This is a genomic window from Bradyrhizobium canariense, from assembly GCF_019402665.1.
Lineage (GTDB): Bacteria > Pseudomonadota > Alphaproteobacteria > Rhizobiales > Xanthobacteraceae > Bradyrhizobium > Bradyrhizobium canariense.
This window is the reverse complement of record NZ_VSST01000009.1, coordinates 88,743-114,520: the sequence shown is the minus strand read 5'-3', so window position 1 is coordinate 114,520 and position 25,778 is coordinate 88,743. Positions and strand designations below refer to the sequence as shown.

Below are 25,778 nucleotides of genomic sequence, written 5' to 3'. Positions count from 1 at the left end.
GTTTGGGTGGACGTTGGGACGTCGCCTGCCAGGAGCTGCCGTGTCGTTAACCAGAAATGTCGACCTCTTGAGACGTCTGCCAAAGCTGGACGGATTGCGCTTCGCCGACTTTGGCCGGAGCGCCGATGCCTCCAGTCCGTTGCAGGAGGTTACGGGCTTCGGTGACAATGCCGGCAATCTGCGCCTGTTCGCGTTCGTGCCGCCGCAACTGCAGAAGCCGCGCGCGCTCGTCGTCGTGCTGCACGGCTGCGGCCAGACGGCGGCAAGCTACGACCTCGGTGCCGGATGGTCGACGCTCGCCGAGCACTACGGCTTCGCGCTGTTGATGCCCGAGCAGCAGCGCATCAACAACAGCAACACCTGCTTCAACTGGTTCAATCCGGAAGACACGGCACGGGACAGCGGCGAGGCGTGCTCGATTCGCGAGATGATCGCGCACATGATCGAAACGCATCGCGTCGATCCCAAGCGCATCTTCATCACGGGCCTGTCGGCCGGCGGCGGCATGACATCGGTGATGCTCGCGACCTACCCTGAAGTCTTCGCGGCCGGGGCGGTCATCGCGGGACTTCCCTACGGCATTGCGACGAATCTGCGCGAGGCGCTCGACGGCATGTTTCATTCCCCGGAGCGGCCGGCGCGCGAACTTGGCGATCTGGTGCGGCGGGCCTCGAATCATCGCGGGCCCTGGCCCAGGATCTCGGTGTGGCACGGCAGCGCCGATCGCACCGTCAATCCCGGCAATGCCAACGAGATCGTCAAGCAATGGCTCGACCTGCACGATCTGCCTGACGCGCCGATGGCAGAAACCAACATCGACGGCTATCCGCGCCAGGCCTGGTGGAACAAGGACGGCGAGACCCTCGTCGAGTCCTACGCCATCACCGACATGGCCCACGGCACGCCGCTCGGCCTTGCCGACAACGACCAGCGCTATGGCGTGGAAGGCGCGTTCCTGATCGAGGCCGGCATCTCCTCGTCCTATCACATCGCCAAATTCTTCGGCCTCACCGGCTGGATTCCCGACGCGGCGAAGAAGGCCGAACCAAAGCCGACGCCGGCCCGCTCGCCCGCGCCGCATCTGGCACGCTCGATCCGCGCCGCGGTCGCCGAAGAGACGGCCGAGCCGAAGCGCGAGGAGGCCCGCGGCTTCGATCTCGGCCAGATCATCACGCGCGCGCTCACGGCCGCGGGATTGATGAAGTAACTCAGGCCGTCGCGCCGATAAGGCAAGAGTTTTGTGCCCGTCGTCGCTGCGATCCGCGAATGGGGCGACCGCAACCTGAACCAGCCCGCGGCGTTCGCAGACGCCGCGGAATAGAGCATGATCCGGAAAAGTGTGAAGCGGTTTTCCGAACAGATCATGCTCAAACAAAAGCTACATCTCGCCGGTGATGAACGGATTGGTCATCCGCTCCTGGCCGATGCTCGAGCCGGCGCCGTGGCCGCAGATGAAGCCGACATCGTCGCCAGGCGGCAGCAGCTTGGTCTTGATCGAGTCGATCAGGGTCGCGTGACTGCCGCCGGGCAGATCGGTGCGACCGACCGAGCCCGCGAACAGGACGTCGCCGACATGGGCGAAACGCAGATCCTTGTTGAAGAACACCACGCTGCCGGGCGAGTGGCCGGGGCAATGATAGATCTCGAACTGGAGATCGCCGATCGCCACGCTGTCGCCTTCGTCGAGCCAGCGGTCCGGCTCGAAATTGCGCACCCCCGTCATGCCGAAGCGCGCGCCGCTCTCGACCACGTTGTCGAGCAGGAATTTGTCCGCGACATGCGGGCCCTCGATCGGCACCTTCAGCGCGTCGCGGAGATCGGCCGCGCCGCCGACATGGTCAATATGGCCGTGGGTCAGCCAGATCTTCTCCACGGTGACGCCGGTCTGTTTGATGGCGTCGAGGATCTTCGGCACGTCGCCGCCGGGATCGATCACCACGGCCTTCTTGGAAGGCTCGTCCCAGATGATGGTGCAATTCTGCTCGAACAGCGTCACGGGGACGATGATCGCGCCCGCTTTCGCGCCTGCCTCGGCTTGTGTCTCGTTTTGCTCTGTCATGGTGTCACAATGCCGATTTTTGCCATGCCGCCAAGCAAAAGATTTGTCCCCGCGGCTCGGGAACAGCCGCGGACATCGTCACACGGCGGTCTCAATTCGCCTGCTGTTTTGAACCGGGGCGCTCGTTCCGCGTTCTCCCGCGCGAGAAGCAGTTTTTGGATGGATTTCCCGCATGACTCAGGGCGGCAGCAATTGGTGGCGCGACGGCATCTTCTATCAGGTCTACCCGCGCTCCTTTCAGGATTCAAACAGTGACGGTGTCGGCGATCTCGCCGGCATTTTGCAGCGGCTGCCCTATGTGAAATCGCTCGGTGTCGATGCGATCTGGCTGTCGCCGATCTTCCCCTCGCCGATGGCCGATTTCGGCTACGACATCTCCGACTATACCGGCATCGAGCCGCTGTTCGGCACGATGGTGGATTTCGATGCGCTGCTTGCCGCCGCGCACGACAACGGCCTCAAGCTGATCCTCGACCTCGTGCCGAACCACACCTCGGACCAGCATCCCTGGTTCGTCGAGAGCCGCTCCTCGCGCGACAATCCCAAACGCGACTGGTACATCTGGCGCGACCCGGGCGAGGGTGGCGGCGTGCCGAACAATTGGCTGTCCGAGTTCGGCGGCAGTGCGTGGCAGTTCGACGAGACCACCGGTCAATACTACTATCACGCCTTCCTCGCCCAGCAGCCGGATCTCAACTGGCGCAATCCCGATGTCCGCGCGGCGATCTATGACGTGATGCGGTTCTGGCTGGAAAAGGGCGTCGACGGCTTTCGCGTCGACGTGATCTGGCACCTGATCAAGGACGCCGAGTTCCGCGACAATCCGCCGAACCCGCATTATGTCGAGAGCCGGCCGCCGAACGAAAAGATCCTCACGCAATATTCCACCGACCAGCCCGAGGTGCACGACGTCATCGCCGAGATGCGGCGCGTCACGGATGCCTATGATGCCCGCGTCCTGATCGGCGAGATCTATCTGCCGCTGCATCGCCTGATGGCCTATTACGGCAACGACCTCACCGGCGCGCAGATGCCGTTCAATTTCGCGCTGCTCTCGACCTTCTGGAGCGCGCGCTCGATCGAGAAAATCGTCGAGGACTACGAGAAGGCGCTGCCGAAAGGCGCCTGGCCGAACTGGGTGCTCGGCAACCACGATCGCCCGCGCGTCGCAAGCCGCGTCGGGCCGGAGCAGGCCCGCATCGCCGCCATGCTGCTGCTGACGCTGCGCGGCACGCCGACGCTGTATTACGGCGACGAGATCGGCATGCATCAGCTCGCGATCGCGCCTGAGGACGTGCGTGACCCCTTCGAGAAGAACGTGCCCGGTATTGGTGTCGGCCGCGACGGCTGCCGCACGCCGATGCAGTGGGATTCGTCCAACTTCGCCGGTTTCTCGGAGGTCAGGCCATGGCTGCCGCTGCCGGAGGATCACATCCGCAACAATGTCGTCGATCTCGAGGCCGATTCACGTTCGATCCTGACGCTCTACAAGCGCCTGATCGCGTTGCGAAAGGGGTGTCCGCCGCTGGTCGCGGGCGACTATCATCCGGTCTCGGCCCAAGGCGATCTCCTGGTCTATCGCCGCGAGGCCGAGGGCAGGGCGGTGATCGTGGTGCTCAATCTCGGCCCCGAGCCGATCGCGGTCACCACCAGCGCGATCAAGTTCGGCAGCGAGGTTCTGCTGTCGACATTCCTGGATCGCGAGGGGGAGCGGCTCGAAGGCGTGCTGGATTTGCGCGGCAATGAGGGCGTGATCATCACGCCGCCCTGACCGTCGTCCTGGACAAGCGAAGCGCAGATCCAGGACCCATTACCCCAGGAGTAGTTTGGCGAAGATCGTGGTTATCACTTCGTACGACAATCACCTATTGGGGTAATGGGTCCTGGCTTTCGCCAGGACGACAACGGAGTGTGTGGTCGCACCTCCTATCCCGGATGCTTGTTACGCCGCAACGTCTTGTCGATATCACTCCTCTTCAACAGATAATCCAATCCACCGACGCGATACCAGCGATACCCATAAGGCTCCAGCACGACGCGATGCTGGCCGCGCTTGTCGGCGTGGCTGTGGTCCTCCGCGAGCAGATTGATGAGGTGCGCGCCGGCCTCGCCCGGCAGCCCCACCGAGAACGCAGTCTCGCGCGGCTTCTCGTCGAGATTATGCACGAACAGCACGGAATTGTTGCGCCAGTCGTAGCGCATGATGAACACGGCGGGATCGCGCGTCGCGATGATCGAAAAATCGCCCCAGCCGATCTCCGGCACCTCCTTGCGCATCCGGACGATGCGCTCGGTCCAGTTCAGCATCGAGTTGGGATCGCGCCGCTGCTTGGCGACGTTGACGTGCGGATAGCCGTACGGTCCTTCGTCGATGACGGGCAAGGCCGGCTTGTCGCTGGTGGTGAAGCCGCCATGCGGCTCGGTCGACCATTGCATCGGCGTGCGCGCGCAATTGCGTTCCGGCAGCGACAGATCATCGCCCATCGCGATCTCGTCGCCGTAGCGGATCACGGGCGTCCCCGGCAGCGTGCACATCAGGCTGTAGGCGAGCTCGAGCCGCCGGCGGTCGCCACCCAGCATCGGTGCCAGGCGACGGCGAATGCCGCGGTCGTAGAGCTGCATGTCCTTGTCAGAACCGAAGCTTTTGAACACGGTGTCGCGCTGCGCCTTGGTCAATCGCCCGAGATCGAGCTCGTCATGATTGCGCAGGAACAGGCCCCATTGCGCCGAGGCGGGCCGCGGCCTGGTCGCCTTTAGCGCTTTCCCCAGCGGGCGGGAATCGGACGAGGCCAGCGCATAGAACAGATGCTGGTTGACCTGGAAATTGAACATCATATGCATGCGGTCGGCATCGCGGCCGAAATATTCCATGTCCGTCTTTGGCAGCACGTTAGCCTCGGCGAGGATGATGGCATCGCCCTGCCGCCATTGCAGGAATTCACGAAACGTCCGCAGCATGTCGTACTGCTCGGCCGGTTTCTTCACCTTGGCGCCTTTGGTCGCGATGACGAAAGGCACGGCATCCATGCGAAAACCCGAGACCCCGAGCTGGATCCAGAAGCCCATGATCTTCAAGATCTCGGCCTGCACACGTGGGTTCGAGGTGTTGAGATCGGGCTGGAAATCGTAGAAGCGGTGGAAGTACCAGGCGCCGGCTTCCTTGTCGCGCGTCCAGGTCGATTTCTGCACGCCGGGAAACACCATGCCCTGATTGGCGTTGGCCGGCTTCTTGTCGGACCAGACATACCAGTCGCGATAGGGCGAATTCCTGTCGCTCCGCGCCGCCTTGAACCAGGGATGCTGGTCGGAGGTGTGGTTGACGACGAGATCGATGATGACGCGAATGCCGCGCTGTTTGCAGCCATGGGTGAACTCGACGAAATCGCCGAGCGTGCCGTAGCGGGCATCGACACTGTAGTAGTCGGCGACATCGTAGCCATCGTCGCGGCCGGGCGAGGTCTGGAACGGCATCAGCCAGATCGTGGTGATGCCGAGGCCGTGCAGATAATCGAGCCGGCGCAACAGGCCCTTGAAATCGCCGATGCCATCGCCGTTGGCGTCCATATAGGTGCCGACGGACAGGCAATAGATGATGGCGTTCTTGTACCAGAGATCGTCGATCATGCGCGCGCAGCCTCGGTGGTTCCGCCGAGGTGCGGCGGCTGCGTGATAAGTGCGTAGGGGAGGGGAGGTTCCGCGCCACTGTCGTCCTGGACAAGCGAAGCGCAGATCCAGGACCCATTGCCACAGGCCAAAATTTGACGAGGACTGGTGGTTATTAGCTCGTGCACCAACGAACTCTTGGGGTAATGGGTCCTGGCTTTCGCCAGGACGACGACGGAGGAATCGGTTATCCTCTCCCCATGGACAATCCCGCCCGCATTGCCCTCGTGCCACCACCCGACCGCCGTCAATCCGAGAGGGCGCTGGCGATCGCGCGCGGCACGGCGCGGTTGCTGCGCTCGCTCGGCTTCACCTGCATCAGCGAATTGCCGCTGCCCTCGGGGCGGCGCGCCGATCTCGTCGCGCTGAACGAGCGCGGCGAGATCTGGATCGTCGAGATCAAATCGTCGGTGGAGGATTTGCGCGCCGATCAGAAATGGCACGAATACCGGGCGCATTGCGACCGGCTGTTCTTCGCCTTCACGCAGGACCTGCCTTGCGAGATCTTTCCGCAAGACACGGGTCTGATCATCGCGGATGCCTATGGCGCGCACCTGCACTGCGAGGCGCCCGAGCACAAGCTCGCTGCGGCCACGCGCAAGCAGATGACGTTGCGATTTGGCATGGCTGCGGCGTTGCGGATCAACCGGCTGGTCGATCCGCAGGGGCATGCGGAGTTTTGGGAGTAGCGGCGCCGCGCGCGGGATGTCGTAGGGTGGGCAAAGCGTAGCGTGCCCACCATCCAGGTCAAAGATTGAAGCAGGCACGGTGGGCACGGCGCTTTGCGCCTTTGCCCACCCTACGACACCGTTATCGCGGCGCGCGCTTCGCCAAAATGCGCTGCAGCGTGCGCCGGTGCATGTTGAGGCGCCGCGCCGTCTCCGAGACGTTGCGATTGCACATTTCGTAAATGCGCTGGATGTGTTCCCAGCGCACGCGGTCGGCCGACATCGGGTTCGCCGGCAATTCGGACTTGTCCGAGCCGGTCGACAGCAGCGCCGCGACGACGTCGTCGGCGTCCGCGGGCTTCGAGAGATAATCGACCGCGCCCATCTTCACCGCGGTGACGGCGGTGGCGATGTTGCCATAGCCGGTCAGCACGATTGCGCGGGCGTCGGGGCGCTTCTTCTTCAGCGCCGAGACCACGTCGAGACCGTTGCCGTCACCGAGCCGGAGATCGACCACGGCAAATGCCGGCGCGGCCTTGCCGATCTGCGCCAGGCCGTCCGAGACGGTGTCGCATGACGTCACCGCAAAGCCGCGCGTTTCCATGGCGCGCGACAGCCGCTCCAGGAACGGCTTGTCGTCCTCCACGATCAGCAGCGAGCGGTCGGTCTGTTCATTCAGTTCGGCGATGGCGTTCAAGGTTTGTCCTCTCTCCAACGCATCTACATATGGCCTTGCAATCGGGCGGTGCCAAGGCCGCCAATGGTCGATCGACCCCGTCGTGCGACGCAAGGTCGCGGCCTATCCTATTGTTTCTTCAAAGGTCTCGATAGCCTCAAAACGCTCTCTCGGCCACGTGATCTGGACCACTGCGCCGTGGTCAGGAAAGGTCCGGTTGGTAAACGAGACCTTGGCGCCGGTGCGCTCCAGCAAGGTGCGCGCGATGAACACGCCGAGCCCGAGGCCGCCGCCTTCGTCCTGGTTGCGCCGCCGCGACAAATAGGGCTCGCCGATCCGGTTCAGGATGTCAGGCGGAATGCCGGGACCGTCATCGGAGATCACGAGCTCGATCGTGTCCTTGTTCCACCACGCATTTACTTCAACAGTGGTGCGGGCAAAATCGACCGCGTTCTCGACGATGTTGCCGACGCCGTAGAGGATCGCCGGATTGCGCGAGCCGACCGGCTCGGCCACGATGGCGACGGCGATGCGCACCTTGATATCGACGCCGAAATCGCGGTGCGGCGCCACCACCTCTTCGATCAGCTCCGACAGCTTCATGCGGTCGAACGGCGCGCCGGTGGAGGAGAGCTGGGTGATCTTGCTCAATATGTCGCGGCAACGCTGCGTCTGCTCGCGCAGGGTCTTCAGGTCGGCGGCAAAGTTCGGTTCCTTCACCGTCTTCTCGAGCTCGCGCGAGATCAGGAAGATCGTCGCGAGCGGCGTGCCGAGCTCGTGCGCCGCGGCCGCCGCCAGGCCGTCGAGCTGGGTCAGATGCTGCTCGCGTGTCAGCACCAGCTCGGTCGCGGCCAGCGCGTCGGCGAGCTTGCGCGCCTCCTCGGTGACCTGGAACGAGTAGAGGCTGGTGACGCCGATCGCGAGCGCGATCGAGAGCCAGACGCCGACGAGATAGATCGGCGGCAGCACCAGCGGATCGTCGGAATCCCAGGGCAGCGGCAGATGGAAGAAGAACAGGATCGAGGCGCAGGCGACAGCCAGCACGCCAAGGCCGAAGGTGAAGCGGGCCGGCAGCGCGGTCGCCGAGATCAGCACGGGCGCGAGGAACAGGAACGAGAACGGGTTCTGGAGTCCGCCGGTGAAGAACAGGAGACCCGCCAGCTCCACGATGTTGAGCGCGAGCAGTCCGGCCGCCTGCATCGGCTCCAGCCGCTGCAGCGGATTGGACACGGTCTGGAGCGCCAGATTGAGCGCCGCCGACAGAGCGATGATGCTGACGCAGGGAACGATCTCGACATTGAAGTCCAGCCCCTGCGCCACGATGAAGATCGCGGCGAGCTGGCCCAGCACCGCGAGCCAGCGCAGCCGCAGGATCGTATCCAGGCGGATATGCCGCTGCGCGGGGCGAAAGTCGGAAGCGGCAAGTTCGGTCATTTCGGCCAAGGGGGCGGTGCCTTCTCGATCACAAGCGCGCGGCTCACGGAACCACCGGATTACAAGCCTTGCGCTCTCCGCTGCAATAGCAGAAGAACGCCCAGCATGACCGAGAATGACCAGGGTTCAAGCTGGCCGACTGTCGCGGATCGCAGCCTCTCCGCGGCCATCGCGGTCGATCACCTCGTCAAGGTCTACAAGCAGACCCGCGCCATCGACGACATCTCCTTTTCGCTTCCGCGCGGCAGCATCACCGGGCTGCTGGGCGGCAACGGCGCCGGCAAGACCACGACCATCGCGACGATCATGGGCCTCGTGCTGCCGACCTCCGGCCGCGTGCAGGTGCTCGGGCATCGAATGCCGGAGGACAGCGCCTCCGTGCTGGGGCGGATGAATTTCGAGAGCCCCTATGTCGACATGCCCATGCGGCTCACGGTGCGTCAGAATCTCACCGTGTTCGGCAAGCTCTATGCCGTGAAGAACCTCTCCGACCGCATCGCTGAGCTGGCCTGCGACCTCGATCTCACCGAGTTCATCGACCGCGCCAACGGCAAGCTCTCCGCAGGACAAAAGACGCGCGTTGCGCTTGCCAAGGCGCTGATCAACCAGCCCGAGCTTCTGTTGCTGGACGAACCGACCGCCTCGCTCGATCCCGACACCGCCGACTGGGTCCGGGGTCATCTGGAGCGTTATCGCAAGGCGAACAACGCCACCATCCTGCTGGCCTCGCACAACATGCTCGAAGTCGAGCGGCTCTGCGACCGCGTCATCATCATGAAGCGCGGCCGTATCGAGGACGACGATACGCCCGAAGCCATCATGGCGCGCTACAACCGCACCACGCTGGAAGAGGTGTTTCTGGACGTCGCGCGCGGAAGGGTGAACGGCGCACAGGAGGCGGCGCGATGAGAAGGCCGTATGTTGCGAACGTAGCCCGGGTGAGCGAAGCGATACCCGGGAACGCCGCCAGCAAGGTCCCGGATGTCGCTTCGCTCATCCGGGCTACGGGAGTGCGCGATGAGTGAGGCCTCCCTCCACCGCGGCATCTCCCTCCATCGCATCGGCGCGATGATCCTGCGCTATTGGTACCTCCTGCTGTCGTCCTGGCCGCGGCTGCTCGAGCTGCTCTACTGGCCGGCGCTGCAGGTCATCACCTGGGGCTTTCTTCAGCTGTATATCGCGCAGAATGCAAACTTCTTCGCGCGTGCCGGCGGAACCCTGATCGGCGCCGTCATCCTCTGGGACATCCTGTTTCGCGGGCAGCTCGGCTTTTCGATCTCGTTCCTGGAAGAGATGTGGGCGCGCAACCTCGGCAATCTCATGATGAGCCCGTTGAAGCCGATCGAATTTCTGCTGTCGCTGATGATCATGAGCCTGATCAGGCTTGCGATCGGCGTCATCCCGATGACGCTGCTTGCGCTGTTCCTGTTTCATTTCAACGTTTATGCGCTCGGCGTGCCGCTGATCGCGTTCTTCTGCAATCTGATCTTCACGAGCTGGTCGGTCGGCATCTTCGTCTCCGGCCTGGTGCTGCGAAACGGTCTCGGTGCCGAGAGCATCGTCTGGACCTTGATGTTCGGCATCATGCCGCTCGCCTGCGTCTACTATCCCGTCAGCGTGCTGCCGGTCTGGCTGCAGTATATTGCCTGGACGCTGCCGCCGACCTACGTGTTCGAAGGGATGCGCGCGCTGCTGATCGAAAACACCTTCAGGACCGATCTGATGCTGAGCGCGTTGGCCATCAATGCGGTGCTGTTGATTGCATCTTTTGGGGCATTCCTTGCCCTTTTGCGCAGCGCCAGGATGCAGGGCTCGCTGCTGTCAGGCGGCGAATAACGTAACTTTCTCGTGGATTCAGCCCGGTTTGGGCGACTGGGCCACGTAAATGTACGGAACCATGCATTGACGCAATATTACGCATTCGGCAGTATGCTGCGATGCGAAGAGGAATATAGCGATGCCGATTGGCGAGTTTGGCGGCGCGCCGCCCCTGGTGGCCGAAGGCAGTCCGGTCCTGACGACGCCGATGTACTGGATGTACGAGATGGGGCAAGCCTCTCTCAATCCGGCGCGTGCGATCACGGACGCGACCAAGCTGCTGTTTCAGAATCCCCTCAATCCATGGGCACGCACCGAGGTCGGCAAGTCGGTTGCCGCGGCCTGCGAATTGTTCGAACGCACCACGCGCCGTTACGGCAAGCCGGAATGGGGCCTCAACGACACCGAGGTCAACGGCATCCGCGTTCCCGTCGAGGTCCGCTCGGTCTGGGAAAAGCCGTTCTGCCGCCTGCTCTACTTCGATCGCAAGTTCACCCGTCCGCTGCGCAGCCCGCAGCCGCGCGTGCTGATCGTAGCGCCGATGTCCGGCCATTACGCGACGCTGCTCCGCGGTACGGTCGAGGCTTTCCTGCCGGGGCATGAGGTCTACATCACCGATTGGGCCGATGCCCGCATGGTGCCGCTCAGCGACGGCCGTTTCGATCTCGACGACTACATCGACTACGTCATCGAGATGCTGCATGTCCTCGGCGGCAACACGCATGTGCTGGCGGTGTGCCAGCCCTCGGTTCCCGTTGTCGCTGCTGTTTCGATCATGGAAGCGCTGCGTGATCCCTTCGTGCCGACCTCGATGACGCTGATGGGCGGCCCGATCGACACCCGGCGCAATCCGACCGCGGTGAACAACCTCGCCCAGGAGCGCGGTATCGACTGGTTCCGCAACCACGTCATCACCAAGGTGCCGTTCCCGCATCCGGGCATGATGCGCGACGTCTATCCGGGCTTCTTGCAGCTCAACGGCTTCATCAGCATGAATCTCGACCGGCATATGGATGCCCACAAGCAGCTGTTCGCCAATCTGGTGAAGGGCGACGGCGACCTCGTCGACAAGCATCGCGACTTCTACGACGAATATCTCGCGGTGATGGATCTCTCCGCCGAGTATTACCTGCAGACCGTCGACACCGTGTTCGTGAAGCATTCGCTGCCGAAGGGCGAGATGACCCATCGTGGAACACGCGTCGATCCCTCCAAGGTCACGCGCGTCGCGTTGATGACGGTCGAAGGCGAGAACGACGACATCTCCGGCATCGGTCAGACCGAAGCAACGCACACATTGTGCAGCTCGATTCCCGATCACCGCCGCGTTCATTACGTCCAGAAGGGCGTCGGACATTACGGCGTGTTCAATGGCTCGCGCTTCAAATCGGAAATCGTGCCGCGCATCCATGACTTCATGGTCTCGGCGGCGAATCCGAGCTCATTGCAGGCACTCGCGGCCGAATAATCGCGTATTTCGGCTTTCCCGCTGAAAATCGACGCCCTGTCGGAGGCTCCGACAGGGCCGAGTTCCCGCCAGATTCGCGGTATTTAGGTAGCTTTGTAGGAGTGAGTCCAACCTCACCCCTTGGGGGTGCCGCATGCGCCGAACGGGGGCGAAAAAAGCCGGTTCCAACCCCAGTCTGTAGGGTCTCCCGGACGCCAGACCCCTGTATATTGGGCAAATGATTTGTTTTTGCGCCGAGCGCTTTCCCTGGCGGCGGTTATGGCAGAATCCGGGCGCTCTCCTGCCCCCCGGACTGACAGACATGGCCACTCGCGCACTCCTCTATCGGCGGCCCCACGAGCCGAAGACCCTCCTGATCACCCATGGATCGCAATATTTTGCGATTCGACTGCGCCGGCATCGCCGCGCGCGCCGTTACACGCTCAGAATTCATCCGAGTGATCGCGAAGCCATCCTCACCATGCCGCCGCGCGGCACGCTCGCCGAAGCAAAAGACTTCGCGCAGCGCCACGGCGCATGGATCGCGGCACGTCTCGGCCGTTTGCCGAAGGCCGCACCGTTCCAGCCTGGCACAGTCATACCGCTTCGCGGCGTTTCTCATCGCATCGTTCATCGCGCCGGCACGCGCGGTACGGTGTGGACGGAAGTGCGCGATAGCGGTGAACGCATTCTCTGCGTCGCCGGTGGCGTCGAGCATGCGGACCGTCGCATCAGCGACTTCCTCAAGCGCGAGGCTCGCCGCGACCTTCAGCGTGCGGCGGAATCCTATGCCGGCGAGCTCGGCGTCAAGGTCAAGCGGCTCTCGATCCGCGATCAATCGAGCCGCTGGGGCTCCTGCACCTCGGCCGGGTCGCTGTCGTTCTCCTGGCGCCTGATCCTCGCGCCGCCCTACGTGCTCGACTATCTCGCCGCGCACGAGGTCGCCCATCTCGTCGAGATGAACCACTCGGCGCGATTCTGGCGCGTCTGCGGCAGGGTCTGCCCGTCGATGGAGCGCGCCAAGAAGTGGCTCGACACGTACGGCAACGATTTGCACCGGTACGGGGTCGAGGATTAGAGCTCGCGCTGCCAACCCCATCCGATGCTGTCATCGCCCGCGAAAGCGGGCGATCCAGTATTCCAGAGACAGTTGTTGAATCGAGAAGCCGCGGCGTACTGGATTGCCCGCCTCCGCGGGGAATGACAGCGGCGCGCGCGATTCAAGCGTCTGTGCTGCCCGCGCAAGCCGTTGATTTCATTACCCTCGGCTACTGTGCATGGGGTTGTTTTCGCAGTTTTTGTTTTGAGGTCACGCGGACCTCAAGCAGAACCTAGCGATTTCCGCCGAACAGCCGGTCCATCAGCCAGCCATCGAGTCCTGCGGCTGCTTCCGGTCGCGCATTGGCGCGCGTGGGGGGCGGGCGATAGCCGCCGTTGCTGGCGGGTGCCGGTGCGGGCGCTGCCGCTGTTGGCGGCGACACCTGCGACGTCGCCTGCGCCAGGTTCGACAGGCCCCAGCCACCTGGAGAGCTCGGCAAGGCTGCCACCGGCACGCCCTCGTGCGCCGTCTTCATGAAGCGCGACCAGACTTCGACCGGCAAGCCGCCGCCGGTCGCCTTCTTGGTCGGCGAGTTGTCGTCATTGCCGAGCCACACGCCGGTGACGAGGTTGGCGGTGTAGCCGATGAACCAGGCGTCGCGGTAGTCCTGGCTGGTGCCGGTCTTGCCGGCCGCCGGCCAGCCGGGGATCTCCGCCTTCTTGGCCGTGCCGCTGATCAGCGTTTCCCGCATCATCGCGTTCATCATGCCGACATAGCGCGGGTCGACCACCTGGTTGTGCTCGTCCGCCTGGCGCATGTAGAGCAGCTTGCCACTGAGCGTCCTGATCCGCGTGACGACATGCGGCGTCGCCGCGAAGCCGCCATTGGCGAAAGGTGCGTAGGCGCCGACCAGCTCGACCATCGAGACTTCGGAGGTGCCGAGCGCGATCGAGGCGTTGGGCTCGAGTTTCGAGGAAATGCCGAGCCGGTGCGCGGTGCGCACCACGTTCTTCGGCCCGACCTCGAGGCCGAGGCGGATGGCGACCGTGTTGAGCGACATCGCGAGCGCCTGGGTCAGCGTCACCGCGCCGAAATATTCGTGCGTGTAGTTCTCAGGTTTCCAGCCCTTGACCTCGATCGGCGCGTCCTGGCGGACCGTGTCGGGCGTCAGCCCCTGTTCGAGCGCGGTCAGGTACACGAACGGCTTGAACGAGGAGCCCGGCTGGCGCCTGGCGGTGACGGCGCGGTTGTACTGGCTCTCGGAATAATTCCGCCCGCCGACCATGGCGCGAACCGCGCCGTCCGGCGTCATCGCCACCAGCGCGCCCTGGCTGACATTGAATTTCACGCTCTTGGCCGCGAGCTCGTCGATGATGGCGGCTTCCGCCACGCTCTGAAGCTTCGGATCGATCGTGGTCTCGACCTTGATGCTCTCGTCGATCTGGCCGACCAGATCGTCCAGCACCTCGCCGATCCAGTCGGCGACGTAGTTGACCGTGCCGGCGCCGACCGGCTTCACATTGTAAGAGGGTTGGCCGATCGAGGCCTGCGCCTGCGCCTCGGTGATGAATTTGGCATCCGCCATCGCATTGAGCACGATTTTCGCGCGCGCTTCCGCGCCCTCGGGGTTGCGGTTCGGCGCGAGCCGCGAGGGCGATTTGACGAGGCCGGCCAGCATCGCGGCCTCCGCGACGGTTACGTTCTTGGCCGACTTGCCGAAATAGCGCTGCGCGGCGGCCTCGACGCCATAGGCTCCGGAGCCGAAATAGACGCGGTTGAGATAGAGCTCCAAGATCTCGTTCTTGGAGTGCTTGCGCTCCAGCCAGATCGCGAGCTCCGCTTCCTGCAGCTTGCGCGCCATGGTGCGCTCCTGGGTCAGGAACAGGTTCTTCGCCAATTGCTGCGTCAGCGTCGAGCCGCCCTGCGACACGCCGCGATGGAGCACGTTGGTGACGAGCGCGCGCAGGATGCCGACGGGATCGATGCCGAAATGCGAATAGAAGCGGCGATCCTCGATGGCGATGAACGCCTTGGGCAGATATTGCGGCAGATCTTTCAGCGAGACGTTGGCGCCGGCCATCTCGCCGCGTTGCGCCAGCATGCTGCCGTCGATGCCGACGATCTGGATCGTCGGCGGCCGCTTGGGGATCTCCAGCGACTGGATCGGCGGCAGATGAGCGCCGACCCAGATCACGACGCCGATCACGGCGATCGCGCCCCACAGGCCCAGCACCGCGCCCCAATAGACCAGGCGGCCAAGGCTCGCGCCGATGCGTGACTTGGATCGCCGCTTGGCGCTGCCGCGGCCGGCTGGCGCCTTCCGCTCGCGCGGCGGCTCGTCGCCGGCATCCTCGCTCTTGCGCCTGGCGGATGATTTCGTTGATTTCTTCGGCTTGTCATCGCCGCCGGGAATGCGGTCGGCTGCGGTCAGGCGCAGATCGGCGAGTGCTGCAGGCAAGCCGAACAGCGGCTCCTTGCGCCCACCCTTTTTCTTTCCCAACCCCATACGCAAACGCCCGGTCAGCCCGCCCCGCCGCACGCTAGCGGTCGCTGTTTAAGGCCCGGTTACCCAGAGCTTAACGCGCGATTAGGAGGTGCGGCATTCGCTGGCCGCAGTTCCGCTGGGTGGACGGCAGAGCTAGGATCGCCGGCATAAAACAAAAGGGAGCTCAGATGGGCCACATCGATCCGACCAAGGAGATTTTTGCGCAGTTCCGGGACAACGACCGCCCCGGCCCGATCCACATGCTCAACCTGGTGCGCTTGCGCAAGGAGGCGGCCTATCCGGATGGCCGCAAGGCGAGCGGCGCGGAAGCCTATGCGGCCTATGGCCGCGAGAGCGGGCCGGTGTTCGAACGCCTCGGCGGCCGCATCGTCTGGCAGGGCAAATTCGAACTGATGCTGATCGGCCCCGAGACCGAGCGCTGGGACCATTGCTTCATCGCCGAATACCCAAGCGTCGCCGCCTTCGTCGAGATGATCCGCGACCCCGTCTATCGCGAAGCGGTGAAGCACCGGCAGGCCGCGGTGGAGGACTCACGGCTCATTCGGCACGCGGTGCTGCCGGTGGGGAAGAACTTTGGCGAGGTGCCGGATTGATTTTCCGTCATGGCCGGGCTGGCCCGGCCATGACGGCGTTGAGGCAGTTGCTTCCGAGAACTAACCCGCCGGACTCGCATCCTCAATGATCGGGCCGAACAGCTCCCAACGTTCGCCGTTGAACTTCATCATCTGAAGCTGCTTGTTGACGCGGTAGTCGGTCGGTGAGGTATTGGCCTTGATGCCGGGCAGCGCGGTGTCGCTGGTCACGTCCTTCAGCGAGGCGGCCTGCTTCATCACGTTCTCGCGCGTCAGGTCGTCGCCGCACTGCTTCAGCACATGGACCAGCAGCTGCGCCGTGCTGTAGCCGTAGGTGTTGAAGTTCGAGTCCTTGTCGCCATCCGGATAATACTTGGCCATGAAGTCGAAATACCTCTTAAGGCCGGCATCGTCCTTCCAGGTCGGATCGAGCGGTTCCTTGCCGTAATTGACGCTGATCAGGCCCTTGGCGGCGTCGAGGCCGGCCGGCTTCAGCACCGCGCCGACCGAGGTGGCGTTGATGTCAACGATCTGCACCGGATGCCAGCCCATCTCGGCGATCTTCTTGATCGCCTGCGCCGCCTGCTTCGGCGTGGTGGCGCTGAAGAACAGATCGGCGCCGGCGTCCTTGATCTTGAGGATCTGCGAATCGACAGTCGGATCGGAGACTTCGTAGGAAGCTTCAGTCACGATCATCTTGGCAGCTTTGTCGCCGAGCCCGGCCTTGATGCCGTTCAGATAGTCCTTGCCGAGGTCGTCGTTCTGATAGAGTACGCCGATCTTGGCGTTCGGATGCTCCTTCAGGATGTACTGTCCGTAGATGCGACCTTCGACGAAGTAGTTGGGGTTGAAGCCCATCGTCCACGGAAAGTTCTTCGGATCCGTGAACCTCGAGGCTCCGGTCGCCGCGAACAGTTGCGGCACCTTCTTCGAGTTGAGATATTTCTGCACGGCTGCGTTCACCGGCGTGCCGATGATCTGGAAGGTCAGCAGGACCTCGTCGCTCTCGACCAGCTTGCGAATCTGCTCCACGGCCTTCGGCGGCGAGTAGGCGTCGTCATACTGGATCAGATTGATCTTGCGGCCGTTGACGCCGCCCTGGTCGTTGATCATCTTGAAATAGGCGGCTTGGGTCTTGCCGATCGACGAATAGGCCGACGCCGGTCCAGAAAACGGCATCGTCTGGCCGACCTTGATCTCGGTATCGCTGGCACCCGGATCATATTTCTTCTGGGCATTGGCCGCCGGCATCGACAGCGCCAGGGTCAGCGCCGTTGCAGTGGCCAGATGCAGAATTCCATTCCTCATTCGCATTTCCTCATTGTTTATTGCCGGTGATCAATCGGGTGCGCTCATGCGCACCTGATGTCACCGCTGAGGGCGAGTGTGGATGAGGCGTTGTTGCAACGCAAGTTGGGCGTGCGCCCGCAGTTCGTAGGGTGGGTTAGCCTTGCGGCTGCGCAAAGCGCAGTCCGCTGGGCGTAACCCACCACTTCTGTTTCCGCGGAAATCAAAAAGGTCGGTTACGCTGCGCTAACCCACCCTACCCAGTAACTAACCCGCTGGACCCGCATCCTCCATGATCGGGCCGAACAGCTCCCAGCGTTCGCCGTTGAACTTCATCATCTGCATCTGCTTGTTGACGCGGTAGTCGTTCGGCCCGGTGTTGATCTTGATGCCGGGCAGCGCGAAGCTCGGGGTGAAGTCCTTGATGTTGGCGACCTGCTTCATCACGTTCTCACGTGACAGGTCGTCGCCGCACTGTTTCAGCACTTGCGTCAGCAATTCGGCGACGGAATAAGCATAGGTGTTGACGGTATTGAGCTTGTCGCCTTCGGGGAAATACTTGTCCATGAAGGCGAAGAAGGCTTTCACGCCCGGATCGTCCTTCCACTGGGGATCGCCGGGCTCCTTGCCGTATTGGGTCGAGATGATGCCCTTGGAGATATCGAGGCCGGCCGGCTTCAGCGTCGCCGAGATCGGGCTCGCATTGATGTCGAGAATGTGCACCGGCGTCCAGCCGAGCTCGGCGACTTTCTTGATCGCCTGCGCCGCGAACTTGGGTGTCGAGGCATCATAGAAAAGATCGGCGCCCAACGACTTCAGCTTGACCACCTGCGAGTCCACCGTCGGATCGGTGACTTCGTAGGAGACTTCGCCGACGATCATGCCGGCGGCCTTGTCACCGAGACCGCTCTTGAGGCCGGCGAGATAGTCGCGGCCCATATCGTCGTTCTGGTAGAGCACGCCGATCTTGGCGTTCGGATGCTCCTTGAGGATGTACTTGGCGTAGATGCGTCCCTCGGACACGTAGTTGGGATTATAGGCGATGGTCCAGGGATAGTTCTGCGGATCGTTGAAGCGCGCGGCGCCGGTCGAGGCCAGCAGCTGCGGGATCTTCTTGCCGTTGAGATATTTTTGCACGGCGGCGTTCGCGGCGGTGCCGATGATCTGGAAGGTGAACAGCACCTCGTCGCCTTCGACGAGCTTGCGCACCTGCTCGACCGTCTTCGGCGGCGAATAGGCATCGTCATACTGGATCAGATTGATCTTGCGGCCGTTGATGCCGCCCTGATCGTTGATCATCTTGAAGTAGGCGGCCTGGGTCTTGCCGATGTTGGCGTAGACGGAATAGGGCCCGGAGAACGGCACGGTCTGGCCGATCTTGATCTCGGTGTCGCTCGCGCCGGTGTCGTATTTCTTCTGGGCGAGAGCTTGGTTGGCGGAGAACGCGAAGGCGAGCGCCGCCGTGGCAGTGATGAAGGCTCTGCGATTGCTCATGTGGGGTTGTTCCTCCTGACGGAATTTCCGACCGACGGTCTTGTCCCGTTGATTGCCAACGGTCGCCATCGCTGTCGCAGATTGTGGAGGAACGGCAGGCGACGCGCAAGGATCGCGGCGCCGCGCTATGGCGTCTCAGGTCAGGAACAAGACTGACAGTGCGAGCGCCGCCGGCAGCGCCTGCACCATCAGGATGCGCGTGCTAACGGTCGCTGCGCCATAAGCGCCGGCCACGATCACGCAAAGCAGGAAAAACGCCTTGATCTGGAACGCGAAGGCCGGATTGCCGTGCACCAGCCCCCATACCAGGCCTGCGGCCAGGAAGCCGTTATAGAGCCCCTGGTTGGCGGCCAGCACCTTTGTGATCGCTGCCTTCTCCGGCGTGTTGCGGAAGACCTTCAAGCCCTGCGGCTTGTCCCAGAGAAACATCTCCAGGATCAGGAAGTAAGCGTGCAGTGCGGCGACCAGCGCCACCAAAATATTCGCGATCCAGATCAAGTTGAGCTCCCCCAGCGTCAGCTTTCGGGTGGACGTTAGCACGGTGGGCGTGGCAAGTGCGATGGCGTGTTTCGATGCCATGGTGCTGCAATGCCCGCGCGACCGACCAACCCACCTGTAACCTTCGGCCTCGATCGGCTGGCGACGCCGATCGGGATTGCGCTGCTGGTCACCGACGCCGCGGGCGCCTTGCGCGCGCTCGACTGGGAGGATTACGAGCACCGCATGCGCGAGCTCTTGCGCCTGCATTACGGTGTGGTGGATCTGAGTGACCAACCCGCGCCCGCGGCCATGCGGACCGCGCTGTCGGGCTATTTCGACGGCGACCTCGGCCAGCTCTCAGGCATCGCCTGGCGCATCGCCGGCACGCCGTTCCAGCAGAAGGTCTGGAATGCGTTGACGCAAATCCCTGCCGGCACCACGATGAGTTACGGCGCGCTCGCTGCCAGGATCGACATGCCCAAAGCCATTCGCGCCGTCGGCCATGCCAACGGCTCCAACCCGATCAGCGTGGTGCTGCCGTGCCACCGTCTGATCGGCGCCGATGGTTCTCTGGTGAAGTATGGCGGCGGCCTCGCGCGCAAGCGTTGGTTGCTCCGGCATGAAGGCGTGGCGGTTTAGATATCCGCCTGTGGTCATTCCGGGGCGTGCGTAGCGCGAACCCGGAATCCATTTCTCCGCGTCACCAGTGGCACGATGGATTCCGGGTTCGCCGCTGCGCGACGCCCCGGAACGACGCGAGGAGAGAGGTGCGCAGCCGCCCTCACGCCGCCGGCTGAACCTGCTTGTCGCCGGCCATCACATGGGTCAGCGCGCTCTTGATCGCGGCCTGGCGTGTTGGCGCGCTGATCTGCGCGCCCAGGAGATCGGTGACATAGAACACGTCGCGGGCGCGCTCGCCGAAGGTCGCGACATGGGCCGAGGCGATATTGAGGTTGAGCTTCGAGATCGCGGTGGTCAGCTCGTAGAGCAGGCCGGGCCGGTCGAGGCCGGACATTTCGATCACCGTGTAGCGGTCGGACCATTGGTTGTTGATCGTCACTTCCGGCTCGATCACGAACGGCCGCGCCTTGCCGCGCACGGTGCGCCGCGCCACCACCTCGGGCAGACGCAGCTTGCCTTCCAGAACGTCCTCGATCATCTCGCCGATGCGCGTCGCACGCCTGCCCTCGTCCTCGTCTCGATCGTATTCCCTGGAGATCGAGATGGTGTCGAGCGCGCGTCCGTCGGTCGTGGTGTAGATCTGGGCATCGACGATGTTGGCACCGGCCGAGGCGCAGGCGCCCGCGATGATCGACAGCAGCCAGGGATGGTCGGCGGCGAAGATGGTCAGCTCGGTGACGCCGCGCACCTCGTCGAAGCCGACATTGATCGCGAGCTTGTGGCCGGCCTGCTCGCTGGCACGGACGAAGCGCGCATGGCGGATCTTGCGCGGCAGCTCGACCTTGAGCCAATAGGCCGGATAGTGCCGGCCGATATAGGCGTCGAGCTCTTCCGCCGGCCATTCCGCGAAGGCGTTACGGAATTCGGCGTATGCGGCCGTGAGGCGCTTGCCGCGGTCAACCTCCGAGAAGCCGCCCGTCAGCACCGGTTCGGTCTCGTAGTAGAGGGAGCGCAAGAGCTGCGCCTTCCAGCCGTTCCACACGCCCGGGCCGACGCCGCGGATGTCCGCGGTGGTCAGGATCGTCAAGAGCTTCATCTGCTCGACCGACTGCACCACGGCGGCGAAATTCTCGATGGTCTTGCGGTCGGAGAGATCGCGCGATTGTGCGACCGTGGACATCGTCAGATGCTCCTCGATCAGCCACGCCACGAGCTCGGTGTCGGCCGGGCTGAAGCCGAGCCGCGGGCAGAGCCGTCGCGCCACCTTGGCGCCGGCGATCGAGTGGTCCTCGGGCCGGCCCTTGGCGACGTCGTGCAGCAGCGTCGCGATGTAGATCACGGAGCGATGCTCCGGCCGGATCTTGCGCATCAGGTCGCTCGCCACCGCGAATTCCTCGATGCCGCCGCGTTCGATGTCCTGAAGGAAGCCGACGCAGCGGATCAAATGCTCGTCGACGGTGTAGTGATGATACATGTTGAACTGCATCATCGAGACGATCTTGCCAAAGGCGCGGATGAAATGGCCGAGCACGCCGGTCTCGTTCATCCGCCGCAGCACGATCTCCGCGTTGTCGGACGTCAGGATCTCCATGAACAGCCGGTTGGCCTCGGGATTCTCGCGCATCTGCGCGTTGATCAGGCCAAGCGAACGCGTCACGTCGCGCATCGCGTCCGGATGGAAGGCGAGATTGTTCTTCTGCGCCAGGCGGAAGATCCGGATCAAATTGACCGGATCGTGCTTGAACACGTCGGGCGCCGCAACGTTGATGCGGTTGTTGTCGACGATGAAATCGTCGCTGTCGGGCACCCGCCGCTTCGCCGCGGTGGGGCGCAGCCGCGCCATCATCCGGCTCAGCACCGGCGCGGGCTTGGCCTGCTGGTCCTCGAGCTTGGCGCAGAGGATGGCAGTGAGGTTGCCGACTTCCTTGGCGACCAGGAAGTAGTGCTTCATGAAGCGCTCGACGTCCTGCATGCCGGGATGCGAGGTGTAGCCGAGCCGGACCGCGATCTCGCGCTGAAGGTCGAAGGAGAGGCGCTCTTCGGCGCGGCCGGAGTAAAAGTGAAGATTGCAGCGTACCGACCAGAGGAAGTCGGCGCAGCGGCGGAAGGTACGGTATTCCTGCGCGTCGAACACGCCGCGGTCGACCAGTTCGTCGGTGTCGCTCACGCGGTAGACGTATTTTGCGATCCAGAACAGCGTGTGCAGGTCGCGGAGCGCACCTTTGCCGTCCTTGACGTTGGGTTCGACCAGATAACGCGATTGACCGCCGCGGCGATGCCGCTCCTCACGCTCGGCGAGTTTGGCGGTGACGAACTCCGACGCAGTGCCTTGCACGACCTCCTTGTCGAAGCGGGCGACCAGCTCGTCATAGAGCGGCCGGTCGCCGGTAAGAAAGCGCGTCTCCAGGATCGCGGTGCGGATGGTCATGTCGCCTCGCGCCTGCCGGATCGACTCGTCGACCGAGCGGGTGGCGTGACCGACCTTCAGCCCCATGTCCCAAAGACAATAGAGGATGGCCTCGGCGACCTGCTCGCCCCAGGCGGTCTGCTTGTAGGGCAGGATGAAGAGCAGATCGATGTCGGACTCGGGAGCCATCAGGCCGCGGCCATAGCCGCCGGTCGCCACCACCGCCATGCGCTCGGCACCGCTCGGGATCGGCGAGCGGTAGAGATGGCGGGTCGCGGCCGAATACAGGATGCGGATGATCTCGTCCTGCACGTGGCACAGCCGCTCGGCGCAGCGCCGGCCGTGACGGTCCTTCAGCAGGATCGTCTGTGCCGCGGCGCGCGACGCAATCAGCTCGGCCTTGAGCAGTTGCGCCATGGCCGTGCGGAATGCGTCCTCGCGTCCCTGGTGCTTCTCGGCAAGCGCATCGACCGCGGCGGTGATCCGCGCGGTGTCGAAGCGATCGTCCACCTCGGCCTTGTGCTCAGTCGCGACGCTGTCCATGTCTCACCGGATATAAGAGGCGGCAGGCGCTGTCACCCGCCATTCTCTCGCAATGGTCGTTCCATGCTGGAAAGGTGCGGCTTTGGGTAAAGCTGTTCTCGGCCGGCGCGCTTTCGAGGGATGGATTTTCTCGTTGACCTCTAGATATAACTCATTGAAAAACAATGAAGTTTTGAGGAGGCCGGGCGTGATCAGGATTACACGACGCATACTGCTGGCGGGAGCGGTCGCTCTCGCCGTGTCCCCCGCGGCGCGGGCGGCGGATCCGCTCAAGGAAATCCGCATCGACTGGGCGACCTATAATCCGGTGTCGATGGTCTTGAAGCAGAAGGGGCTCCTGGAAAAGGAGTTCGCCAAGGACGGCATCACCGTCACCTGGGTGCAGTCGGCCGGCTCCAACAAGGCGCTCGAATTCCTCAATGCGGGCTCGATCGATTTCGGCTCGACCGCGGGCTCGGCGGCGCTGGTCGCACGTATCAACGGCAACCCGATCAAGTCGATCTACGTCTATTCGCGTCCCGAATGGACGGCGTTGGTGACATCAAAGGATTCCAAGATCGCCGATGTGGCCGGCCTCAAGGGCAAGCGCGTCGCGGTGACGCGCGGCACCGATCCGCATATTTTCCTGGTGCGCGCGCTGCTTGGCGCAGGTCTCACCGAAAAGGACATCACGCCGGTGCTGCTCCAGCACGCCGACGGCAAGACCGCGCTGATCCGCGGCGACGTCGATGCGTGGGCCGGGCTGGATCCGATGATGGCGCAGGCCGAGGTCGAGGATGGCGCGAAACTGTTCTACCGCAAGGCCGAGGCCAACACTTGGGGCATCCTCAATGTGCGCGAGCAGTTTTTGAAGGACTATCCGGACGCCGCCCGCCGCGTGCTCGCCGTTTACGAAGAGGCGCGCAAATATTCGCTGGCGAATTACGACGAGCTCAAGAAGACCTTCATCGCCGTGACCAAGCTGCCGGAGCCTGTCGTCGACAAGCAGCTCAAGGAGCGCACCGAGCTCACTCACAGCCGCATCGGCGCGCCCCAGCGTGAATCGATCCTCGCCGCGGGCCTCGCACTGCAACAGGCCGGCGTCGTCGACGCCAAGGTCGATGTGAAGGCGACGCTGGATGCGTTGATCGACGACCAGGTGCCGTTGCCAACGAATTGAGGGGGCTCTTTCCCTCCCCCCTTGTGGGGGAGGGTGCCTCGCGAAGCGAGGCGGGTGAGGGGTTCTTTCCTCACGATCAGTATTGCGAGCCGAGAGAACCCCTCATCCGGCGCTTCGCGCCACCTTCTCCCGCAGCAAGGGGAGAAGGGAAAAAGCAGCGGAGGGCATGGCAAGAGTAGTGTTGCAATCTCGCTCAAGACGCGCTTCCTACCGGCCATGATCTCCGACGCGCGAGTCCTGCAACAGACTACGGAACCGGCCGAAAGCGCCGCTGCGCCTTCGTGGTTGTCGCGTTATGGGCGTCCATTGCTGGGTGTGTTGTTGCCGCTCACCCTCGCGCTCGGTTGGGAGTTCCTGGTCTGGCGCGGCTGGTCCAACGGCCGGCTGGTGCCGCCGCCCTCGCGCGTGTTCGCCACCATCGTTGATCTTGCCCGCTCCGGCGAGTTGGTCCGTCACATCGCCGCGACACTGTGGCGCGTCGGTCTCGGCTTTGCGTTCGGCGTGGTCGCGGGCACCTTGCTCGGCGCCATATCCGGCTATTGGTCGCTGGCGCGGAGGCTGCTCGATCCGACCGTGCAGGCGCTGCGCGCAATTCCATCGTTGGCCTGGGTGCCGCTGTTCATCCTCTGGCTCGGCATTTTTGAGACCTCGAAGATTGCGCTGATCGCGGTCGGCGTGTTCTTCCCGGTCTATCTCGGCGTGATGGGCGCGATCCTCATTGTCGATCGCAAGATCGTCGAGGTCGGTCGCACCTTCCGTCTCTCCGGACCTGCCATGATCCGTCGCATCCTGCTGCCCGCGGTGCTGCCGGCCTATGTCGTGTCGTTGCGCGTCGGTCTTGGTCTGGGCTGGATGTTCGTGGTGGCGGCCGAGCTGATCGGCGCGTCCGAAGGGCTCGGCTATCTCCTGCTCGACGGCCAGCAGCTCGGCAAGCCCGCGCAGATCCTCGCCGCCATCGTGATCTTCGCGATCCTCGGCAAGCTCACGGATGGGTTGATCGAGATCGCGGCTGCGCCCTTCCTGCGCTGGCAGGACGCCTTCGGGCGTACGACGGGAGCATAAGGCGATGCTGGCGCTCGATCGGGTCAGCAAGACCTATCCCAACGGCGTGCAGGCGCTGGCGCGTTTTTCCGCCGAGATCAGGCAAGGCGAGATCGTCGCCATCATTGGCGGCTCGGGCTGCGGCAAGTCCACGCTGCTGCGCGCCATTGCGGGCCTCGACCGCGCAAGCTCGGGCACGGTGACGCTGGACAACGAGGCGATCGCCGCGCCGCATGCCAAGATCGGCATCATCTTCCAGGAGCCGCGGCTGCTGCCCTGGCTCAGCGTCGCCGACAATATCGGCTTTGGTCTTGCCGATGGGCCCGCGACCGAGCGGCGCGAGAAGGTGGCGCGTGCGCTGGAGCGCGTCGGGCTCGCCGAGAAGGCGCAGGCCTGGCCGCGCGAGCTCTCGGGCGGGCAGGCACAGCGCGTCGCGATCGCCCGCGCCCTGGTGCCGCAGCCCGAGGTGCTCTTGCTCGACGAGCCGTTCTCGGCGCTCGATGCCTTCACCCGCAGGGACCTCCAGGATCATCTGCTCGATCTCTGGGCCGACACGCGGCCGACGCTCATCCTCGTCACGCATGACGTCGACGAGGCCGTGGTGCTGGCCGACCGCGTGCTGGTGATGCGGCCGCGGCCGGGCCGGCTGTTTGATCAGATCGAGATCAATCTCGGCCGGCCACGCGACCGCAATGCGCCGCTGTTCGAGAATTTCAAGCGAAGTGTGCTGACGTCACTCGACCGCTCGCTCGACCGCAACGTGCCCGACCGTGACGCAACCCAGGGTCCCGGTCAGGCCATGTGGTGGTGACAATTTCTCTCTGAGCCGGTACATCGCAAGCCGGTACTTCGTAGAGACGATTT

General features: G+C 63.7%; 21 protein-coding genes. 12 read left to right on the top strand and 9 right to left on the bottom strand.

The features are described from left to right. Positions 1-40: 40 nt before the first annotated feature. Complete coding sequence (locus tag FXB41_RS03950; protein WP_219679826.1) at positions 41-1,207, top strand: extracellular catalytic domain type 1 short-chain-length polyhydroxyalkanoate depolymerase; 1,167 nt, start codon at positions 41-43, stop codon at positions 1,205-1,207. Between the two features lie 171 nt (positions 1,208-1,378). Here the strand turns inward: FXB41_RS03950 and FXB41_RS03945 are convergent, their stop codons facing one another. Further along, the gene (locus tag FXB41_RS03945; RefSeq protein ID WP_219679825.1) at positions 1,379-2,059 is read right to left on the bottom strand and encodes an MBL fold metallo-hydrolase; all 681 of its coding nucleotides are present in this window, start codon (positions 2,057-2,059) and stop codon (positions 1,379-1,381) included. Between the two features lie 172 nt (positions 2,060-2,231). Between FXB41_RS03945 and FXB41_RS03940 the strand changes: the two genes are divergently transcribed. Beyond that, on the top strand, positions 2,232-3,830 hold the full coding sequence (locus FXB41_RS03940) for an alpha-amylase family glycosyl hydrolase (RefSeq protein ID WP_219679821.1): 1,599 nt from the start codon (positions 2,232-2,234) through the stop codon (positions 3,828-3,830). 155 nt (positions 3,831-3,985) lie between these two features. Here the strand turns inward: FXB41_RS03940 and FXB41_RS03935 are convergent, their stop codons facing one another. Next, positions 3,986-5,683, bottom strand: coding sequence for an alpha-amylase family protein (locus tag FXB41_RS03935; RefSeq protein WP_219679817.1), 1,698 nt, complete (start codon positions 5,681-5,683; stop codon positions 3,986-3,988). Positions 5,684-5,922: 239 nt separating this feature from the next. Between FXB41_RS03935 and FXB41_RS03930 the strand changes: the two genes are divergently transcribed. Next, the gene (locus tag FXB41_RS03930) at positions 5,923-6,411 is read left to right on the top strand and encodes an MmcB family DNA repair protein (RefSeq protein ID WP_219679814.1); all 489 of its coding nucleotides are present in this window, start codon (positions 5,923-5,925) and stop codon (positions 6,409-6,411) included. A 121-nt stretch (positions 6,412-6,532) separates the two neighbouring features. On the opposite strand, the gene FXB41_RS03925 is transcribed toward FXB41_RS03930, so the two are convergent. Further along, a complete protein-coding gene (locus tag FXB41_RS03925) occupies positions 6,533-7,087 on the bottom strand; it encodes an ActR/PrrA/RegA family redox response regulator transcription factor (RefSeq protein WP_007598178.1) in 555 nt (184 codons plus the stop codon). A 102-nt stretch (positions 7,088-7,189) separates the two neighbouring features. Continuing rightward, positions 7,190-8,500 (bottom strand): ActS/PrrB/RegB family redox-sensitive histidine kinase, encoded by a 1,311-nt coding sequence (locus tag FXB41_RS03920; RefSeq protein ID WP_219679909.1) that lies wholly within the window; start codon positions 8,498-8,500, stop codon positions 7,190-7,192. A gap of 105 nt (positions 8,501-8,605) precedes the next feature. Here FXB41_RS03920 and FXB41_RS03915 point away from each other — a divergent pair, with 105 nt between their 5' ends. The 4 genes from FXB41_RS03915 to FXB41_RS03900 all read left to right on the top strand — a co-directional run bounded on the left by FXB41_RS03915 (position 8,606) and on the right by FXB41_RS03900 (position 12,843). After that, entirely contained in the window at positions 8,606-9,409 is an 804-nt protein-coding gene (locus tag FXB41_RS03915; protein ID WP_219679813.1) for an ABC transporter ATP-binding protein, read from the top strand. A 108-nt stretch (positions 9,410-9,517) separates the two neighbouring features. After that, positions 9,518-10,336: an ABC transporter permease gene (locus FXB41_RS03910; RefSeq protein ID WP_219679809.1), complete on the top strand. Its 819-nt coding sequence runs from the start codon at positions 9,518-9,520 to the stop codon at positions 10,334-10,336. A 121-nt stretch (positions 10,337-10,457) separates the two neighbouring features. Continuing rightward, positions 10,458-11,786, top strand: coding sequence for a polyhydroxyalkanoate depolymerase (locus FXB41_RS03905; protein WP_007598173.1), 1,329 nt, complete (start codon positions 10,458-10,460; stop codon positions 11,784-11,786). A 217-nt stretch (positions 11,787-12,003) separates the two neighbouring features. After that, positions 12,004-12,843, top strand: coding sequence for a M48 family metallopeptidase (locus FXB41_RS03900; RefSeq protein WP_219679805.1), 840 nt, complete (start codon positions 12,004-12,006; stop codon positions 12,841-12,843). 253 nt (positions 12,844-13,096) lie between these two features. Here FXB41_RS03900 and FXB41_RS03895 read toward each other — a convergent pair whose 3' ends face one another. Continuing rightward, on the bottom strand, positions 13,097-15,310 hold the full coding sequence (locus FXB41_RS03895; RefSeq protein WP_219679803.1) for a transglycosylase domain-containing protein: 2,214 nt from the start codon (positions 15,308-15,310) through the stop codon (positions 13,097-13,099). Between the two features lie 167 nt (positions 15,311-15,477). Between FXB41_RS03895 and FXB41_RS03890 the strand changes: the two genes are divergently transcribed. Continuing rightward, positions 15,478-15,903 (top strand): DUF1330 domain-containing protein, encoded by a 426-nt coding sequence (locus tag FXB41_RS03890; RefSeq protein WP_219679800.1) that lies wholly within the window; start codon positions 15,478-15,480, stop codon positions 15,901-15,903. A 60-nt stretch (positions 15,904-15,963) separates the two neighbouring features. Here FXB41_RS03890 and FXB41_RS03885 read toward each other — a convergent pair whose 3' ends face one another. From FXB41_RS03885 to FXB41_RS03875, 3 genes are all read right to left on the bottom strand, one after another. Then, positions 15,964-17,190 carry an ABC transporter substrate-binding protein gene (locus tag FXB41_RS03885; RefSeq protein WP_007598165.1) on the bottom strand — a complete coding sequence of 409 codons (1,227 nt, stop codon included), beginning with the start codon at positions 17,188-17,190 and terminating at the stop codon, positions 15,964-15,966. A 246-nt stretch (positions 17,191-17,436) separates the two neighbouring features. Further along, complete coding sequence (locus tag FXB41_RS03880; RefSeq protein ID WP_007598163.1) at positions 17,437-18,663, bottom strand: ABC transporter substrate-binding protein; 1,227 nt, start codon at positions 18,661-18,663, stop codon at positions 17,437-17,439. Between the two features lie 135 nt (positions 18,664-18,798). Then, positions 18,799-19,242, bottom strand: a complete 444-nt coding sequence (locus tag FXB41_RS03875; protein ID WP_007598162.1) for a DUF1304 domain-containing protein — start codon at positions 19,240-19,242, stop codon at positions 18,799-18,801. Between the two features lie 9 nt (positions 19,243-19,251). On the opposite strand from FXB41_RS03875, the gene FXB41_RS03870 reads away from it, so the two are divergent. After that, positions 19,252-19,782: a methylated-DNA--[protein]-cysteine S-methyltransferase gene (locus tag FXB41_RS03870; RefSeq protein WP_219679797.1), complete on the top strand. Its 531-nt coding sequence runs from the start codon at positions 19,252-19,254 to the stop codon at positions 19,780-19,782. A 142-nt stretch (positions 19,783-19,924) separates the two neighbouring features. On the opposite strand, the gene FXB41_RS03865 is transcribed toward FXB41_RS03870, so the two are convergent. After that, positions 19,925-22,714, bottom strand: a complete 2,790-nt coding sequence (locus FXB41_RS03865) for a [protein-PII] uridylyltransferase (protein ID WP_219679794.1) — start codon at positions 22,712-22,714, stop codon at positions 19,925-19,927. Between the two features lie 187 nt (positions 22,715-22,901). Between FXB41_RS03865 and FXB41_RS03860 the strand changes: the two genes are divergently transcribed. The 3 genes from FXB41_RS03860 to FXB41_RS03850 all read left to right on the top strand — a co-directional run bounded on the left by FXB41_RS03860 (position 22,902) and on the right by FXB41_RS03850 (position 25,725). Further along, the gene (locus tag FXB41_RS03860; RefSeq protein WP_219679791.1) at positions 22,902-23,873 is read left to right on the top strand and encodes an aliphatic sulfonate ABC transporter substrate-binding protein; all 972 of its coding nucleotides are present in this window, start codon (positions 22,902-22,904) and stop codon (positions 23,871-23,873) included. Positions 23,874-24,089: 216 nt separating this feature from the next. Then, positions 24,090-24,935 (top strand): ABC transporter permease, encoded by an 846-nt coding sequence (locus FXB41_RS03855; RefSeq protein ID WP_219679789.1) that lies wholly within the window; start codon positions 24,090-24,092, stop codon positions 24,933-24,935. 4 nt (positions 24,936-24,939) lie between these two features. Beyond that, the gene (locus FXB41_RS03850) at positions 24,940-25,725 is read left to right on the top strand and encodes an ABC transporter ATP-binding protein (protein ID WP_219679787.1); all 786 of its coding nucleotides are present in this window, start codon (positions 24,940-24,942) and stop codon (positions 25,723-25,725) included. The last annotated feature ends 53 nt before the right edge of the window (positions 25,726-25,778 follow it).

Bases quoted from the DNA above. Each gene is read 5' to 3' on its own strand.
- FXB41_RS03945 (WP_219679825.1), bottom strand. From the start codon at position 2,059: ATGACAGAGCAAAACGAGACACAAGCCGAGGCAGGCGCGAAAGCGGGC.
- FXB41_RS03940 (WP_219679821.1), top strand. From the start codon at position 2,232: ATGACTCAGGGCGGCAGCAATTGGTGGCGCGACGGCATCTTCTATCAG.
- FXB41_RS03935 (WP_219679817.1), bottom strand. From the start codon at position 5,683: ATGATCGACGATCTCTGGTACAAGAACGCCATCATCTATTGCCTGTCC.
- FXB41_RS03930 (WP_219679814.1), top strand. From the start codon at position 5,923: ATGGACAATCCCGCCCGCATTGCCCTCGTGCCACCACCCGACCGCCGT.
- FXB41_RS03920 (WP_219679909.1), bottom strand. From the start codon at position 8,500: ATGACCGAACTTGCCGCTTCCGACTTTCGCCCCGCGCAGCGGCATATC.
- FXB41_RS03915 (WP_219679813.1), top strand. From the start codon at position 8,606: ATGACCGAGAATGACCAGGGTTCAAGCTGGCCGACTGTCGCGGATCGC.
- FXB41_RS03910 (WP_219679809.1), top strand. From the start codon at position 9,518: ATGAGTGAGGCCTCCCTCCACCGCGGCATCTCCCTCCATCGCATCGGC.
- FXB41_RS03905 (WP_007598173.1), top strand. From the start codon at position 10,458: ATGCCGATTGGCGAGTTTGGCGGCGCGCCGCCCCTGGTGGCCGAAGGC.
- FXB41_RS03900 (WP_219679805.1), top strand. From the start codon at position 12,004: ATGATTTGTTTTTGCGCCGAGCGCTTTCCCTGGCGGCGGTTATGGCAG.
- FXB41_RS03895 (WP_219679803.1), bottom strand. From the start codon at position 15,310: ATGGGGTTGGGAAAGAAAAAGGGTGGGCGCAAGGAGCCGCTGTTCGGC.
- FXB41_RS03890 (WP_219679800.1), top strand. From the start codon at position 15,478: ATGGGCCACATCGATCCGACCAAGGAGATTTTTGCGCAGTTCCGGGAC.
- FXB41_RS03885 (WP_007598165.1), bottom strand. From the start codon at position 17,190: ATGAGGAATGGAATTCTGCATCTGGCCACTGCAACGGCGCTGACCCTG.
- FXB41_RS03880 (WP_007598163.1), bottom strand. From the start codon at position 18,663: ATGAGCAATCGCAGAGCCTTCATCACTGCCACGGCGGCGCTCGCCTTC.
- FXB41_RS03875 (WP_007598162.1), bottom strand. From the start codon at position 19,242: ATGGCATCGAAACACGCCATCGCACTTGCCACGCCCACCGTGCTAACG.
- FXB41_RS03870 (WP_219679797.1), top strand. From the start codon at position 19,252: ATGCCCGCGCGACCGACCAACCCACCTGTAACCTTCGGCCTCGATCGG.
- FXB41_RS03865 (WP_219679794.1), bottom strand. From the start codon at position 22,714: ATGGACAGCGTCGCGACTGAGCACAAGGCCGAGGTGGACGATCGCTTC.
- FXB41_RS03855 (WP_219679789.1), top strand. From the start codon at position 24,090: ATGATCTCCGACGCGCGAGTCCTGCAACAGACTACGGAACCGGCCGAA.
- FXB41_RS03850 (WP_219679787.1), top strand. From the start codon at position 24,940: ATGCTGGCGCTCGATCGGGTCAGCAAGACCTATCCCAACGGCGTGCAG.